This is a genomic window from Roseofilum acuticapitatum BLCC-M154 (assembly GCF_030068475.1).
Classification (GTDB): domain Bacteria; phylum Cyanobacteriota; class Cyanobacteriia; order Cyanobacteriales; family Desertifilaceae; genus Roseofilum; species Roseofilum acuticapitatum.
This window is the reverse complement of the sequence record NZ_JAQOSP010000126.1, coordinates 1-15,375: the sequence shown is the minus strand read 5'-3', so window position 1 is coordinate 15,375 and position 15,375 is coordinate 1. Positions and strand designations below refer to the sequence as shown.

The 15,375-nt window shown below is 46.7% G+C and carries 16 protein-coding genes; 14 read left to right on the top strand and 2 right to left on the bottom strand.

Features of this window, described 5'->3' with window-relative positions:
• Positions 1 to 170: 170 nt before the first annotated feature.
• The 3 genes from PMG71_RS20190 to PMG71_RS20180 are packed head-to-tail and all read left to right on the top strand — an operon-like array spanning position 171 to position 2,060.
• Positions 171 to 650 carry a hypothetical protein gene (locus PMG71_RS20190; RefSeq protein ID WP_283755527.1) on the top strand — a complete coding sequence of 160 codons (480 nt, stop codon included), beginning with the start codon at positions 171 to 173 and terminating at the stop codon, positions 648 to 650.
• A 25-nt stretch (positions 651 to 675) separates the two neighbouring features.
• Positions 676 to 1,008, top strand: coding sequence for a (2Fe-2S) ferredoxin domain-containing protein (locus PMG71_RS20185; protein WP_283755526.1), 333 nt, complete (start codon positions 676 to 678; stop codon positions 1,006 to 1,008).
• A gap of 38 nt (positions 1,009 to 1,046) precedes the next feature.
• On the top strand, positions 1,047 to 2,060 hold the full coding sequence (locus PMG71_RS20180) for a type III secretion system chaperone family protein (RefSeq protein ID WP_283755525.1): 1,014 nt from the start codon (positions 1,047 to 1,049) through the stop codon (positions 2,058 to 2,060).
• Positions 2,061 to 2,083: 23 nt separating this feature from the next.
• Here the strand turns inward: PMG71_RS20180 and PMG71_RS20175 are convergent, their stop codons facing one another.
• Together PMG71_RS20175 and PMG71_RS20170 are read right to left on the bottom strand one after the other, a co-directional pair.
• Positions 2,084 to 2,428, bottom strand: a complete 345-nt coding sequence (locus PMG71_RS20175; protein WP_283755524.1) for a HepT-like ribonuclease domain-containing protein — start codon at positions 2,426 to 2,428, stop codon at positions 2,084 to 2,086.
• Positions 2,425 to 2,715 carry a nucleotidyltransferase family protein gene (locus tag PMG71_RS20170; RefSeq protein WP_283755523.1) on the bottom strand — a complete coding sequence of 97 codons (291 nt, stop codon included), beginning with the start codon at positions 2,713 to 2,715 and terminating at the stop codon, positions 2,425 to 2,427. The genes PMG71_RS20175 and PMG71_RS20170 overlap by 4 nt, the downstream gene beginning before the upstream one ends.
• Before the next feature lie 192 nt (positions 2,716 to 2,907).
• Here PMG71_RS20170 and PMG71_RS20165 point away from each other — a divergent pair, with 192 nt between their 5' ends.
• The 11 genes from PMG71_RS20165 (at position 2,908) to PMG71_RS20115 (ending at position 15,112) form a co-directional block, all read left to right on the top strand.
• A complete protein-coding gene (locus PMG71_RS20165) occupies positions 2,908 to 3,183 on the top strand; it encodes a BrnT family toxin (protein WP_347179351.1) in 276 nt (91 codons plus the stop codon).
• Positions 3,146 to 3,421, top strand: coding sequence for a BrnA antitoxin family protein (locus PMG71_RS20160; RefSeq protein WP_283755521.1), 276 nt, complete (start codon positions 3,146 to 3,148; stop codon positions 3,419 to 3,421). Before PMG71_RS20165 ends, PMG71_RS20160 begins: the two co-directional genes overlap by 38 nt.
• A gap of 307 nt (positions 3,422 to 3,728) precedes the next feature.
• A complete protein-coding gene (locus PMG71_RS20155; protein ID WP_283755520.1) occupies positions 3,729 to 3,860 on the top strand; it encodes a hypothetical protein in 132 nt (43 codons plus the stop codon).
• A gap of 6 nt (positions 3,861 to 3,866) precedes the next feature.
• Positions 3,867 to 6,269: a substrate-binding domain-containing protein gene (locus PMG71_RS20150; RefSeq protein WP_283755519.1), complete on the top strand. Its 2,403-nt coding sequence runs from the start codon at positions 3,867 to 3,869 to the stop codon at positions 6,267 to 6,269.
• Positions 6,266 to 6,532 carry a hypothetical protein gene (locus PMG71_RS20145; RefSeq protein WP_283755518.1) on the top strand — a complete coding sequence of 89 codons (267 nt, stop codon included), beginning with the start codon at positions 6,266 to 6,268 and terminating at the stop codon, positions 6,530 to 6,532. The genes PMG71_RS20150 and PMG71_RS20145 overlap by 4 nt, the downstream gene beginning before the upstream one ends.
• Positions 6,529 to 7,035 (top strand): phage tail protein, encoded by a 507-nt coding sequence (locus PMG71_RS20140; protein ID WP_283755517.1) that lies wholly within the window; start codon positions 6,529 to 6,531, stop codon positions 7,033 to 7,035. The genes PMG71_RS20145 and PMG71_RS20140 overlap by 4 nt, the downstream gene beginning before the upstream one ends.
• A 150-nt stretch (positions 7,036 to 7,185) precedes the next feature.
• Positions 7,186 to 9,918, top strand: a complete 2,733-nt coding sequence (locus PMG71_RS20135) for a hypothetical protein (RefSeq protein ID WP_283755516.1) — start codon at positions 7,186 to 7,188, stop codon at positions 9,916 to 9,918.
• 42 nt (positions 9,919 to 9,960) lie between these two features.
• A complete protein-coding gene (locus PMG71_RS20130) occupies positions 9,961 to 10,809 on the top strand; it encodes a CIS tube protein (RefSeq protein WP_283755515.1) in 849 nt (282 codons plus the stop codon).
• Between the two features lie 29 nt (positions 10,810 to 10,838).
• Positions 10,839 to 12,974, top strand: a complete 2,136-nt coding sequence (locus PMG71_RS20125) for a VgrG-related protein (RefSeq protein WP_283755514.1) — start codon at positions 10,839 to 10,841, stop codon at positions 12,972 to 12,974.
• 185 nt (positions 12,975 to 13,159) lie between these two features.
• The gene (locus PMG71_RS20120) at positions 13,160 to 14,320 is read left to right on the top strand and encodes a DUF4336 domain-containing protein (RefSeq protein ID WP_283755513.1); all 1,161 of its coding nucleotides are present in this window, start codon (positions 13,160 to 13,162) and stop codon (positions 14,318 to 14,320) included.
• Between the two features lie 120 nt (positions 14,321 to 14,440).
• Positions 14,441 to 15,112 carry a lamin tail domain-containing protein gene (locus PMG71_RS20115; RefSeq protein WP_283755512.1) on the top strand — a complete coding sequence of 224 codons (672 nt, stop codon included), beginning with the start codon at positions 14,441 to 14,443 and terminating at the stop codon, positions 15,110 to 15,112.
• Positions 15,113 to 15,375 lie beyond the last annotated feature (263 nt).

Sequence of the window (15,375 nt, the reverse complement as noted above, 5' to 3'; positions counted from 1 at the left end):
AGTAGTGGGAATTGGCATCCCCTATCGCGCAACACTGGTATTCGACTAAAAACGGTATTGGGAGTTGTGGTTCGAGCAATGTCCAACGGTGGATATCTCCTTTTAAAGAATCCTCGTACCTTTAGGTCGAGGAGTGTCAACTGTCCATTATTGTTCTCTCTTCATTAGATATGCTTAAAAACCACCGCAAACCCGTTAGTCTGTGTTTTTCCTCTACGGATCTGCCCATTTATTCTTTTGTGGAAACTGCCGCTACGTTATACCGTAAGGATCGAGACCGTTTTCATCTGTTGCTCAATGAACCGGGACTCTATGACCGTAACCCGGAAATTAACCCGACCATTCCCTTAGCGGGGCCGCCGAGATTATTATGGTTGGAGATTTCGGCCCATCGGGTGGTAATGACGATGCAGGGCAATGGGAAATTGAGTTATCGCCATTTCTGGGAACAGGGGATGTATGGATTATCTCGATATTGGCTCTCTGGAGAGTCGGCGAATGAAGTGGGACAGATGCGCCTTCGGAATTTTACGCGCAGTCTGATTTTAACAGGGTATTCGCAACCGGAACATTTGAGGATTGAGTATGAGTTGTGGTGCGAACGTCTAAATTTAGGTCAATATGTTTTGTCGTTGGATATTCATCACTAAAGGTGTGGGTTATGGGTAATGGGTAATGAGTTTAGATGCGGAAAATTTTCCAGAAGAAGTCAAAATTCAGTATGTTTGGGTTTGTCAACATGAGTCCTGTTGTCGGCAAGGTGCGGCTGAGGTTTTAGCTGCGTTTGAAACTTATGCGGGTGAAAGGGTTAAAGTTGAGGGGGTAGGATGTCAAGGTCAGTGTAATCTGGGGCCAACGGTGCGGGTTTTACCGGATGAAATTTGGTATTGTCGGGTAAAACCTGAAAATGTGTCTGAGATTGTTGAATCCCATCTTCAGGATGGGGAACCGGTACAAAGATTGCTGCACCCTCGTATCCATTTACAATATCAATATTACTGTGAGTAAGGGTGAGTTGATCGGCGGATCAATGGAGAGGAATGGCTATGACCGATCGCACTTTAGAATTGAATGAAGAGATTATTTTTGATGCTCAACATGAGGCTCCTTTGCGGGTGCAAGGGGTAAACCTTCAGGTGAAGTTGGAGGATGAGTTACAGGAAGTGCGGTTAAGGGTGGAGGTGGATGGGGCCAGTTATGCACAAATTGAGGACAATAATCAGTTTAATTTGGAGAAACGCTGGCGGGGGGAAATGGTTGGGGCGTTTCTGAGCGATCGCCCCCTATACTTGGATCTGATGTTACAACCGGATCGAGTGCCCGATCCTATTCCTGATCATTTACGGGCGATCTTAACTCCAGAAGTGTTACAGTCTGAGCGATGGTTGGCGCTGTCTGTTTATCAAGAGGTTGAGGGGGAGCGAGTTGGTTATGATACGTTTTGGCAACGGGCGAATTTAACCCAATTGACGCAAGCGGTTCAGATGGGAGCGCAAGCGCTGGAAACGCTGTTTAATACGGTTCAAGAGGGTTTAGAAACAGAATTTTCCCAGATGGAAGAGGGGGGATTTGCTGGATTCATGCGGCAGTTGGAGGAGTGGACAGAGGAGGAAGAGGAGACTTCTTTAGAGGCGGTGGTGCGAGATTTTTTTGAGCAGGATGATTGGGAATTTATACAGGTTGAGCCGGGACGTTTACAGTTAGCGTTTCAGGGAGAAAAGGGTCGTTGGCGCTGTTATGCTCGCATTCATGAAGGGGATAAGCAGTTTCTGTTTTATTCTCTCTTTCCGGTTGCGGTTCCAGAAGGCGATCGCCGGTTGATGGCTGAATTGTTAACTCAAGCTAACTATGGCATGATTTTGGGCAATTTTGAGCTAGACTTCACGGATGGTGAACTGCGATATAAGACGAGCATTGATGTGGAGGGCGATCGCCTGACGGTGGCTTTGGTGCGATCGCTAGTGTATGCTAATGTGACCATTATGGATCGATACTTACCGGCGATCGTGGCGGTATTGGAGGGGAGTTCTATATCGGAGGCGATCGCCAGGGTTGAATAGCAGGAATTCGTCGTTGTACCCCTTCACCTCTCATGTTCTATATCTGATAGAATGTTTAGAATTTGAGGTTTTAATTCTGGTAATTTGCCTTCAACTACATTCCAAACTTCATCTAAGTTGATACCAGTATAGTCATGAATGAGGACATCTCGAAGTCCTGCTATTCTCCGCCAAGGAATTTCTGGATACTTTTGTCTCAGTTCTGGAGAAAGGCGTTTTACAGCTTCTCCAATTACTTCAAAACTACGAATTACGCCATCTTGAATTAAAATCGATTCTAAAAAATCTGCTTTTCCTCCTTGAGTATAGGCTTCAATACGAGCAATGCGATCGCGGATATCCTGTAAATAGATTTTATCATCTGTCATAGAGGAATAGCCTGATTTACAATTCGTTCTCGAAAATAGTCCCGTAAGCCTTTAACCGTTGCTACATCAATTTTTCGCCCTAATAGATCTTCCAAGTCTTGCATTAAACCAATCCGATCTAATAAACTGCGGTTAATCTCCATATCAACTAGAAAATCAATATCACTATCTTCTCGTTCTTCTCCTCGCGCTACGGAGCCAAAAATTCGCACGTTAAACGCTCCGTGTTGTTCGGCAATGGCTAAGATTTCTGCTCGTTTTTCCTGTAACTCTTGCTTAAGTGCCATCGGTTTAACCTCAGTGCGGCAATCCTGGGTAGAATATCGTTTATCTGCATGATAGCAGCGATCGCCCTATCCGCCATCCTGCTCTTGCCTCACAGCTCCTTAACTGCGTTGACACTGACTGCTGATTGTGCGATCGTAGCTCAATACAAACCTGCTATCACTCTTGACTTACAATACCGATCGGCAAGCATCATGGAATTCGAGTGGGATGAAGCTAAACGTCTAGCTAACCTCCGCAAACATGGAATTGACTTTATAGATGTTCCTAGGGTTTTTGATGGAGATATTATAACGGTTGAGGATGACCGATTTGATTATGGAGAACAAAGGTTTATTACCCTGGGTTTGTTACAATCAAGAGTAGTGGTGATTGTCCATACAGAACGAGAAGACTATACTCGTATTATATCGGCAAGAAAAGCAACAAAATATGAAGAACAAAGTTATTTCCAGCAACTCTCAAACTGACTGGCAACGGCTAGATAGGATGACCGATGACGAGATTGATTTTTCTGATTGTCCTGAACTGACCCCAGAACTATTTGCTAAAGCTGTAGTTCGTAAAAAATCGTCGGACTCACGGGAGCAATTTACAGTGATATTATCGATAGATAAAGATATTTTAGAATGGCTTCAATCTCAAGAGCAAGAGTATCAAACTCAGATTAACCGTTTATTGCGAGATTATATGGAAAAGCATCTATAGAAGGGCGGGTTTCACTGCGCGACATGAACAGGAAGGTTATGGGTTCACCAACATCTAGTGCCGTGACAACCCTAAAATGGTGGGTTACGGCGGATTGATAGATTTCTGTCAGAGTCTAGGTTTTAGCCGCCTAACCCACCCTACGCTAATGCACATTTTTAGCTGTGTCACGGCAAACTTAGTTCATAGGTTTTTCCAAATTGCCAGGACAAAACAGGTGAAGCGCTCTTTACTCAAGGCTTTAGAGTCATATGCAAAGGTCAAGAAAGTTATAAAGATTTGTAAAACAAAAGCGAGTCTAAGGGAAATGGCTGAATTCTTAACAAAAGCTAACTATGGCATGATTTTGGGCGATTTTGAGCTAGACTTGACCGACGGTGAACTCCGAGATAAGACGAGCATTGGCGTATTGCAAGGGTTGAATAGCAGGAATTGTTGACTTCAGATGGCACAACGACGCAATAAGCGCCCCTTTGGGCGACGAACTTTAGAGCAGATTGAACAGAGAGGACGGGCTAGGGCCCAGAGTCGGGCGGCTTTCTTGCGGGGAGGCTTCATTTACCGGCTGTATCGTTTCTTTCCTTTTTGGATGATTCAATTGCTGCCGTTTATTCAGCAGGATGTGCTGGATCTGTTGCGTCGAGAACGGGAGGAAGAGGAGGAAGCCGCCCCAGAGGTAGAAGCGGTAGAAACGGTTACTGCTCCGGTGGTGGGGTCGCGTAGAGACTGGGTTTATACGGAGTATCGATGTGTTTGGGGCGATCCCTTGGGATGCGATCAGCCCCGGCAGAGTATGGAAGCGGATGGGGAGACGAAGGTTTGTCTGAGATGTGGGTTTCCGGGGATTTTGCGCCCGAAAGCGGAGATTATCGGCCATCGGGGGCGGTATCGGGTGACGGAGTTTCTGGGCAGTCGGGGCATGGGACGGCTGTATAAAGGGGTGCAAGTGGTGAATGGTGCGCCGGTAGCGATCAAGGAGTATTTGTTACCGAAGCGCTATTTTAATACTCAGGAAGCCCAGAATTATAAGGATAATTTCGAGAATGTGGCCGGGGCAGTTTTGGCGGATGGTCGGGCCCAGGATTTTCGGGTGTTGAGTTCTGGGGATGCGATCGCCGATCGCCATGAGGAGCGCTGTTATGTAGTCACCGAGGGTTTGGCAAGTTTATACCCGACGTTGAGGGTTTATTTGCAACAAAAGGGAGCCATGGATCAGTGGGAAATCTTGCATTTCTTGAATCAGGTTTTGCAAAGTTTAGAGTCGTTGCATGGACAAAAATATCGCTTACCCTCCAGCCAAATTCAAGGGGGATTGTCCCATGGTAATTTAAGTTTAGATAGTCTGCTGATTTTGCCCCAAGAACAGCAGTTTTTTGAGTTTCCCCAATTCTTAATTTATTTGTCGGATTTGTGGTTGTGGGAAGACCGATTTTTTCCACCGACAATGACGGTAAAACGACCGACATTAAGCCAAGATTTACGAGATTTGGGGCAAGTGAGTTTTGCCTTACTCACGGGTACTTGGTTGCTGGAAGGAGAGAAAAGCTTAAATCCCAAGCTGCCCCAGAGTTGGCCGGAGGTCGATCCTAAACTTCAACAGTTTATTTGGCGTTTATTGGAGATTGATACGCCATTTCCTAGCGCAGAAGTGGCTCGCCAATCTTTGCCCCAGTTGTCTCGATCTTTAGAGTGGATGGAGTCAACTGAACTGGAAGAAGAAGAGGAGGTTGTTAAGCGCAAACGTCGCTGGTGGTGGTTGCTGTGGCTGCTACTTTTTTTGGGTTTGGGGAGTGGTTTAGGCTGGTGGTTTTTGCGGCGCTCTAATGACCGAGCAACGGCACAAAATCCGAGGGTTTGTTGTGTGGAGGATGTGGCAGCCGTTCCCCAGGGACGGTTTGAGTATACTGCGGTGGGGAATGGGATTTGGAATTATGTGCTGCAACAACGGAATTTGGTGGCGTTGGGACGGCGTTTGGATGGGGAGTTAGGGCGGCGCATTCCTAAGCTGGAGCTGGTGTATGAGCCGGTGGAGTCTTTGGAGGAGGCGATCGCGGCTGTGCGGGGCGATCGGGCTGATTTTGCGATTGCTTCGGCGATCAATGAACCGGATTTAGAAGCCGAGCGGATCGCCTATGATGGGTTGGTGATTTTTGTCCCGTTTAGTTACGAGTTTCGCCAGAATTCTCTCCCCCGAACGTTGAACGGGCAGTTGAGTTTGGATCAGGTGAGACGCTTGTATACGGGGGAATTGAGCAATTGGCAGGAGTTGGGCGGCCCGGATTTGCCGGTGAAGTTGTATGTGCCCGACAATCCCGAACTGATCCGTATTTTTGAGGAACAAGTCTTGCAAGATCCGGGGGCGATCGCCGCCTTTCGTCAGGGGTTACCGCAAGCCCCCAACCCCGATGCTTTGGTGGTTACGCCTTCGGAGGAGGCGATCGCCGTGCTACCGATTTTTGAGCTATTGCGGACGGTATTGGCTGACTTTGAGGAACGGGAAATTGGTGCGATCGGGTTTGGGGCGATCGCCCAAGTTTTTGGTCAATGTTCCGTTTATCCCCTAGCTATTTCTACTCAGAATAAAACCGCCGTTCAACCCCTAATTCAAAACAACACTCAACCCCTCAATCCTGGAACTGACCTCTGTAACGATAAAGGCAGTTATTTTCCCCATGTAGAATTGTTTCAAACCGGCGAATATCCCTTGGCCTATCCCCTCACCGTCGTTTATGCTCGTGATAATAGCCGTCCTCCAGTCGGGCAAAAATTTGCTGAACTTCTGCAAACGGAAGAAATGCAAAATCTATTAGCAAAAACCGGACTCATCCCCTTAAATCTCAAACCATGACCAATGACTATCAGCCCCATAGCTCCTGGGAACCCATCGGCGATCCCCACAAAGCTGCTGGGTTCAGCATTCCGCCCCCATTCCAAACCCGTCGCCGACCCACCGATTCCATCAATTTTGAGGCACTGCAAAAAGTGGCTCAAGAGATTAAAGACGATCCCTTAAAAGTCCAACAATTAGCGGATCGGGTTTATGCCTTATTAGTCGAAGATTTACACCAGCAAAAACAACGAAAAGGATCGTATAAAGGACGCTTGTCATGAACCAACCTAATCCCTATACCCAACATCGAGCTAACTACATTCTGACCAATCGCTTTTATGTAGAAATTGGCAGCGAAATTAAAGCGTCTTTTAGTGAATGTTCCGGGTTTGGCGTGAATATGAAAAAGGAAACCTTACTCGAAGGAGGACTCAACGATCAACAACATATTTTAGTGGGTCATGCAGAATTTGATGATGTCACTCTCAAGCGGGGAATGACCAACGATTTAACCTTCTGGAATTGGCTCTCCGAAACCCTCAGTAGCTACCCTAAAACCCGCTATAACCTGAATATTCTCATGTTCAACCAAGCCGGTGAAACCCAGTTACAGTGGTCATTACTGGAGGCGATACCCGTGAGTTGGAAAGCGCCTGCACTGCAAGCAGACAGCTCTTCCGTGGCGATCGAAGAACTCACCCTCGCCTATGAAGGGATCGAGCTAATCTTGCCTAACCAACCCCAGAAACAGAGTATACAGCTTCAGAAAACTCAGAACAGGTGATCGAGTCCATCCCCTACAACCAACACCCAAAGGCAAAGCCCTCAAAACGGGCAACGTAATGTTAACAACTCATTCTCACGGTTGAGGCGGTGATTCTAACTCAACCCCTAACATCCAGCCCTGCTCCACTGAACACCGACAGAGTTCACCATGACAGAAGACATCACCTCAGAACCCTTACCCGACATACCATTAGGCGTACAATCCCCCTTAGCCGCCCATCATCCGTTAGGTCAAACCTTTATCAGCCCCAAATTCATCCAACCCCTGGGAGCCAAAACCATCAGTTTCTTGCATGGCTCAATGATTCAGGGACTACTCGTAGACAATGGATGGGGTAGTGGATTTACGGATGGGTTTAGGGAGGGATTAGGCGATCGGCAACTACAAAAATCCCCCCTAACTCATCATCAACCCCTAACCTCCCAACCCCCCCATCCTGCTCAACCCACCTCCTCAACCCCCCCACCCATTCAACCCTCACCCCTCCCTCAAGACCCCTCACCAAACCCAATAGAATCCCCCCCTCAACTCAACCCCCATACCTCACCTGAAAACCCAGACCTTCAACAACACACATTCCCCGACTACGACACCTCCTCTCAACCCACCATCCAACCTAAATCAGCCCCTAACAAAAACAAAATTAATCCCAATAAATTCTCCCATCGAATATCAAAAAATACGGGTCAAAAAACACAACTATTTCGTTCTATTATCACCTCCTCCAACCCTCAAAATCCCCAACCCTCAAACCCAACAGACCCTCAATCCGATCTCAATCCCACTCTCGAAGATCAACCCCCATTAACCCAACAACCGATCATTCAACCTCAAACTCAATCCACCAATCCTCCAAAATCTCCCTCCTCTCAAATCAACCCAACCCTCCCCCCCAAAAAAAACATTCAAAAAAAACACATTTTAACCACAATAAAACCTTTAAATCAAAACTTCACCCTATCTCGTAAATCCCTCCCTAAACCCCCTAAAACTCCACTAATTCAAACCCATCAAAACTTTGACTCAAAAGTTCCAGAACAATGGTCTAGCATAGAAGAACTCATTGGAGAAACACCACACCCAACATCCCCGTCCCCAGTAGACTCAGAACTCCCCACTTCTGACTCCATACAAACAAAAAAATCTGAAACCGTTTCTACACCGGTGCAAAGATTAGCAGCAGAAAATACTCCCGGTGAAACTTCAGCAAGCGAGAACATTACTGAATCTACAACTGTTTCTACACCCTTGCAAAGAACAGCAGAAGAAAATGCTTCTGGTGAAATTGCAGCAACCGAGAACATTACTGAATCAGGAATTACTTCTGAACCCTTGCAAAGATTAGCAGAAAATGCTTCTGCTGAAATTGCAGCAACAGAAAACATGAGTCCATCAGGAATTACTTCTGAACCTTTACAAAGATTATTAGAAGAAAATGCTGTTAGTGAGATTGCAGCAACTGAAAACATTACTGAATCCACAACCATTTCTACACCTTTGCAAAGAACAGCAGAAGAAAATGCTCTTGGTGAAACTTCAGCAACCGAGAACATTACTGAATCAGGAATTACTTCTGAACCCTTGCAAAGATTAGTAGAAGAAAATGCTCTTGGTGATATTTCAGCAACAGAGAACATTACTGAATCAAGAATTAATTCTGAACCTTTACAAAGAACAGCAGAAGAAAATGCTCTTGGTGAGATTTCAGCAACAGAAAAAATTACTGAATCCACAACCGTTTCTACACCTTTACAAAGAACAGCAGAAGAAAATGCTCTTGGTGAAACTTCAGCAACAGAGAACATGAGTCCATCAGGAATTACTTCTGAACCGGTACAAAGATTAGTAGAAGAAAATGCTGTTAGTGAGATTTCAGCAACAGAAAACATTACTGAATCCACAACCGTTTCTACACCTGTGCAAAGAACAGCAGAAGAAAATGCTCCCGGTGAAACTTCAGAAACCGAAAACCTAAGTCCATCAGGAATTACTTCTGAACCTTTACAAAGAACAGCAGAAGAAAATGCTCCCGGTGAAACTTCAGCAACAGAGAACATGAGTCCATCAGGAATTACTTCTGAACCTTTACAAAGAACAGCAGAAGAAAATGCTCTTGGTGAAACTTCAGAAACCGAAAACATAAGTCCATCAGGAATTACTTCTGAACCGGTACAAAGATTAGTAGAAGAAAATGCTCTTGGTGATATTTCAGCAACAGAGAACATTACTGAATCAGGAATTACTTCTGAACCTTTGCAAAGAACAGTAGCAGAAAATGCTTCTGGTGAGATTTCAGCAACTCAGAATATTAGTGAATCAGGAATCACTTCTGAACTGGTGCAAAGAAGAGTAGAAGAAACCGGTTTTGATAGTATGTTAACTCCTAAAGGGGATGGGTTGAATTACTTGTCTAAATCTAAGGATGTGCTGCAAGGTCGTTGGGATGATGGTGGAAAGGGTTTGATGAGGGATGGGGGGATTTTGGGTAGAAGGAAGAAAGGACTGAATGTTAAACAGGCTGGTTTTTTGCCTGCGGGGATTTCTATTGGTGCGAAGGGACAAGTTTCTAGTAGTGATTTGACGAATCAGCCTCGAAATTTGGAGCGGTTGATTCAGGAGTCTTTAAAGAGTCGAAGTGAGTTGAAGGAAAGAATTTCTCGGCGTAAGGCTAGTGAGGTGAAGCCTATTAGTAAGGATGAAACAGAACTTTATGAATATTCAAAGAAGGTTACGGAACAGGAGGAGGAGGAGGAACAGGAGGAGGATAAAACGGATGTGGTGGAGTTTTTGGCTAGGGAGGTTTATGGGTTGATTTGTGAACGATTGGCGATTGAGCAGGAGCGATATGGGTCTTTTTACTCTGGTCGTTTGCCTTGGTGATTTGGTTAAATGGGAAGGATTAAGGATTAAGGAGCGAGGAAAATGGCACTTTCAGATGCGTTAAAGTCGGCGACTAAGGGTGCGGTGCTGACGGGTGCAGATTTGCTGATGATGGAGCAAGCTATTGAGGTTGATGAAGAACGAGAGGATGTTTATGATATCGTTGAGGCTGAAAAACAAAAAGCAGCACTCCAACTCTATCAACAGCAGTTTCTGCAAGGGGATGTACGGTTAGTTAAGGCGGCGTTGATTCCCAGGGATGGGGAAGCTAGTAGTATTATTCGCTTCATGTTTAATCCAGAGGAATTGCGGTTTAATCGGAGTGTGAAGATTGAGGATATGCAAGGGGCAAGGACGGAACGGGGCTTGCCTAAAGTGAATTTTGGATTTGTGGAACCCTACAAACTTACGTTGTCTAATTTGATTTTTGATACTTATGAGTCGGGAGACAATGTTTTAAGCGAAATTCAACCGCTTTTGGATGCGGTGGATTTTAGTTCGTTTAAAGATCCGTTTGAAAAACAAACTGTTAATGGTAAGACTTATCAGGAACGGACGTTGGCGGTTTCGCTGGGGGATTCTATGGTGTCTTCGTTTACGAAATCGTTTAGTGGTGTTGATGTGTATGGTTTGGAGGAATATGGGTCTGAAAATCTTTCTAAGCAGTCCATTGAGTTAAGACGACCTCCTGTGTTTTATTTTATCTGGGGAGATAAGATTTATATACGCTGTATGGTGGAGTCTTTGGATTATAGTTTGAATATGTTTCGGCCGAATGGTGTGCCGGTTCGGGCGGTGGTGACTTTGAATTTGAAAGAGGTTGATCTTGGGGTGGCTAGTCGTAAGTTTAGCGAACGTCAGAGTTTTGTACAGGGTTCTAGTTCGGGTTGATGGTTTGAAGTTTTTAGGGGATTAAGATTATGGCTGATGAAACGCTGTTTGTTTCGACTCCGATGGTTGAGATTGAGGGGGCTACTGAGGAGGAGATGAGTAGCTTTATGCGGGATATTTTGCAAATTTCTGTGGAGGAGAGTTTGCATTTACCGGGGATGTTTACGCTGGTGATTAATAATCCGTATAGTCCGTTGGATGATGAGACACAAACTTGGCAACATGATGGTTTAATTCAAGTTGGAAAGAGGGTTAAGGTTGGTTTTGTGGGGAGTACGTCGGAGGAAAATGAGGCGGCGAATCAGGATTGGTTGATTGATGGGGAGATTACGGGGATGGAAACCCATTTTACGAGTTCGACTCAAGCGCCGATTGTGATTCGAGGGTATGATTTGTCCCATCGTTTGCACCGGGGGCGGTATAATCGCTCGTTTCAGGATTATACGGATAGCGATATTGTGCGAAAAATTGCTACAGAAATGGGGATACAGGGGGGGCATGTTGATGATAGTGGGAAGACTCATGCTTATGTGTTTCAGGAAAATCAGACGAATATGGAGTTTTTGCGGGAGAGGGCGGCGCGAATTGGGTTTGAGTTGTTTGTGCAGAATGGGAAGTTGCATTTCCGTAGACCGACGGAGAGTGATGTTTTACAGTTGACTTGGTTAAAGGAGGTGGAGAGCTTTCGGGTGCGAGTGACGAGTTCGGAGAAGGTGGATGCGGTTGAGGTGCGGAGTTGGGATTATCGGTATAAAAAGCCGATTGTGGCTAAGGTCGATCGCTACAATTTAATCACGAATGTGGAAGGTAAGGGTGAGGGCATCATCGATACGAGTGATGATAATGACAGCAGTATCCGTTTTATTGAGGATAATTTTGGTTCTAATTTGCCGTCTCCTCGGTTGATTGTGGTGGATAAGCCGGTGTCGAGTCCAGATGAGGCCGATCGCATGGCTCAAGCGATTTATGATGAGTTAGGAGGGGAGTTTATCTATGCGGATGCCCATGCAGATGGGAATCCTCTGATTCAGGTGGGTAAGGTGATTGAGCTAACGGGAATGGGGCGCTACAGTGGCAGATATTATGTGACGGAAACTCGCCATCTGTATTATCAGGGAGTTTATACAACGGAGTTTAGTGTACGGGGATTGCGAGGGGGGTCTATTTTTGATGTTTTGTCGCCCCAAAGTCGCCTCCGGCCGGGACAGACGCTGATGGTGGGGATTGTGACGCATAATCGAGACCCGGAGGGTTTGGGGCGGGTACGGGTTAAGTTTCCGACGCTGAATCCGGAGGCAGATGGGAGTTCCCACGCGAGTCAGTGGGCGAGGGTGGTGAGTGTGGGAGGGGGTAAACATCGGGGGTTTGATTGTTTGCCGGAGATTAATGATGAGGTGTTGGTGGCGTTTGAACATGGGGATGTGCATCGGCCTTATATTATCGGTGGGTTGTGGAATGGGCAGGATAAACCGCCGGAACCGGTGAATCGGACGATTTCCGATCGCGGAAAAGTACGCCTAAGAACCTTCAAAACCCCTAGCGGCCATACCTTACAATTTGTGGAGGAAGACCAATATGCCAGTCGTGACGGCATTTATCTCCGCAGTAGTAGCGGTCATGAGATAGAACTGAATGATAGCGATCGCGCCCTAGAAATTACCACCAGCGGCCAAAACAAAATCCGCTTTGATGACCGCAACCAGCGCATCGAAATTCACACCAGAGGCGGCCATCGCTACATCCTCGATGATACCCGGCACAATATGACTCTGCAATCCACAGGAAGTATGAGCCTCAATAGCACCAGAGGCGTACAAATCAACCCAGGAGTCGGTCAAGTGGGAGTATCTGGACATCTGAGCAGTCACACCCTAACCACCGGACAACTAACGATCGGACTGGGGGCCAATCAGGTTAATGTGGGAGAGGCGATCGCCAACCTACAAAACCAAGTCAACCAACAGCAGCAAAGCTTCAAAAACTACGTCCAACAGCAACAAACCCTCGACCAAGGACAAGATGCCGCCAGAGCGCAACTCGCCCAACAACTCCAACAAGCCCAAAACCAAGCCACCCAACTCACCCAAACCCAACAACAACTGCTTCAGCAACAACAAGCCCTTCAGCAAGCCACCCCAAGCCCAAGTCCAAGTCCAACCCCCTAAACCCAGAGCGCCCAACTATGAGACAATATAACCCGTGTTCTCCAATGAGATCCAAACTGGAAATGCCCTCTCCCTATATCCCTCTCCCACGGGAGAAAGACTTATTCTCCCCTTCTCCCGTGGGAGAAGGGGTTGGGGGATGAGGGCACAATGCTCCTGTTCCATCCCAAACGTTCAACTGACCCTTGAGTGACCTATCTTGGCCCTTTTGGCCCCTCCTCCCCCTCTATCCCTACGGTCAACGGCGCACCCTACGCCAAGAAGTCGTCAAAGACACCATCTGGACATTTGACCAACTTCAAGGCATCCTCTACGTTGCCGTTCCCATTCGCATGACCGTTATCAAACTCTCCTCTGGGGGGTTACTCGTCTATGCACCCGTTGCCCCGACCCGCGAATGCGTGCGACTCGTCCAAGAATTAGTCGCCCTCCATGGAGACGTTCAATATATCATTCTGCCCACCGTCTCCGGACTCGAACATAAAATCTTTGTCGGCCCCTTCGCCCGTCGTTTCCCCCAAGCCCAAGTCTTTATTGCTCCCCACCAATGGAGTTTTCCCCTTAACCTGCCCATCACCTGGCTAGGGTTACCAGGAAACCGCACCCACATTCTGCCCGCCAACAGTCAGCAAACCCCCTTTAGTGCCGACTTTGACTACCATATACTCGGCCCCATCGACCTGGGCACAGGACAATTTGAAGAAGTTGCCCTACTCCACCGAGCCACCGGCACAGTCTGCGTCACCGATACCATTATCTCCCTTTCTGAAGATCCACCGGCGATCGCCCAATTTGACCCCTATCCCCTCCTCTTCCATGCCAGAGACACCGCCTCAGACCCCATCCAAGACACCCCAGAAAACCGCCGCAAAGGATGGCAACGCATTTGCCTATTCGCCCTCTACTTCCAACCCAGCGTCCTCGAAAACCCCCAATGGTCAACCGTCCTTAAAAGAGCCATCAGCGCCCCAGACCGCTCCAAAAAAGCCTACTTCGGCCTCTTCCCCTTCAACTGGAAACCCACATGGAAACGGGCCTTTCAACCCCTACAAAACCGTCTCTGGGTCGCTCCTATCCTGCAAACCCTGATCCTCAACCGCGCCCCCCAAGAAGTCCTCAACTGGTCTGAACAAGTCGCCCGTTGGGACATTCAGCGCCTCATTCCCTGTCACTTTAACGCCCCCATCCGCGCCACCGGTTACGACTTCCGACAAGCCTTTTGCTTCCTCAAACAGTATCCCCTCACCCCCTACGCTCTACCCCCAGAAGACCTGAAACTGCTGCAAAATATCGATCGCAACCTATCCCAACGCCGCATTGTCCCCCCAGCACAACCTAAAATTTAGATCGGATGTAGCAGAATTTTCTTGGTACAATACCAAGACTCAATCCAATTAGGCTCCCCATCGAGGCATTACCCCCAGAGTGAGTCATTGTCCAAAATAAAAAAATGAGGTATTTAATCCATGGAAGTCGTACTCAGCAAAATTCTGTACAAAGGATCGATCAAGGGATCTCAATCTGATGAATATATTGAGATCGTAAATTATGGAGATAAAAGTGTTGATTTATCCGGTTTTAAGGTGCTGTCATGCGGTACAAATGAAGAATTTATTTTTCCGGAAGGAACTTCTTTAGACCCCAGTAAAACTTGCCGGGTGTATACCAATCAAATTAATCAAGCATCCGGGGGGTTTAGTTTTGAACATAAAACGGCTATCTGGAACGATCAAGGCGGCACAGGAAAACTCTTTGATGCTCAAGGGAACGAAATCTCTAGCATTTCTTATTCATCTGATGCTAAAGTCGCGATCGCCGAAATTGGTTACAAAGGAGCGATCAAAGGGTCTCAATCTGATGAGTATATTGAGATCGCTAACTATAGTGACAAGAGCGCCGATCTATCGGGGTGGAAAGTGGTTTCGTCCGGTAGAAATAAGGAATTTATCTTTCCTGAAGGCACGACCTTAGCTTCTAGTCAAACCTTTCGGGTATATACGGATCAGATCAACCAACAGTCTGGGGGATTTAGCTTTGAACACAAAAGCGCCCTCTGGAACGATCAAGGCGGTACAGGAAAACTCTTTGACGCTCAAGGTAATGAAGTTTCTAGTTATAGCTATCAAAATTCCAATTGATATCCAATCGCAAAAATAACCCTAATTCAGGAGCTAGGGAGCAAGACGCTCCCACTCCTCAAGATCAAAGTGGGTTGACTGTCCTTGATATGAACGGGAGTGCGGGCATCTTGCCCGCTTCTTCATATCAAGTTCGCTTATTCATGTCCGCGAAGCGGAAATACCCTAATTAAAAATCCAGGGAGCAAGATGCTCCCACTCCAGTCATATCAAAGAATTCGAGGAGTGCGGGCATCTTGCCCGCTTCTTAACAAATTTTCATG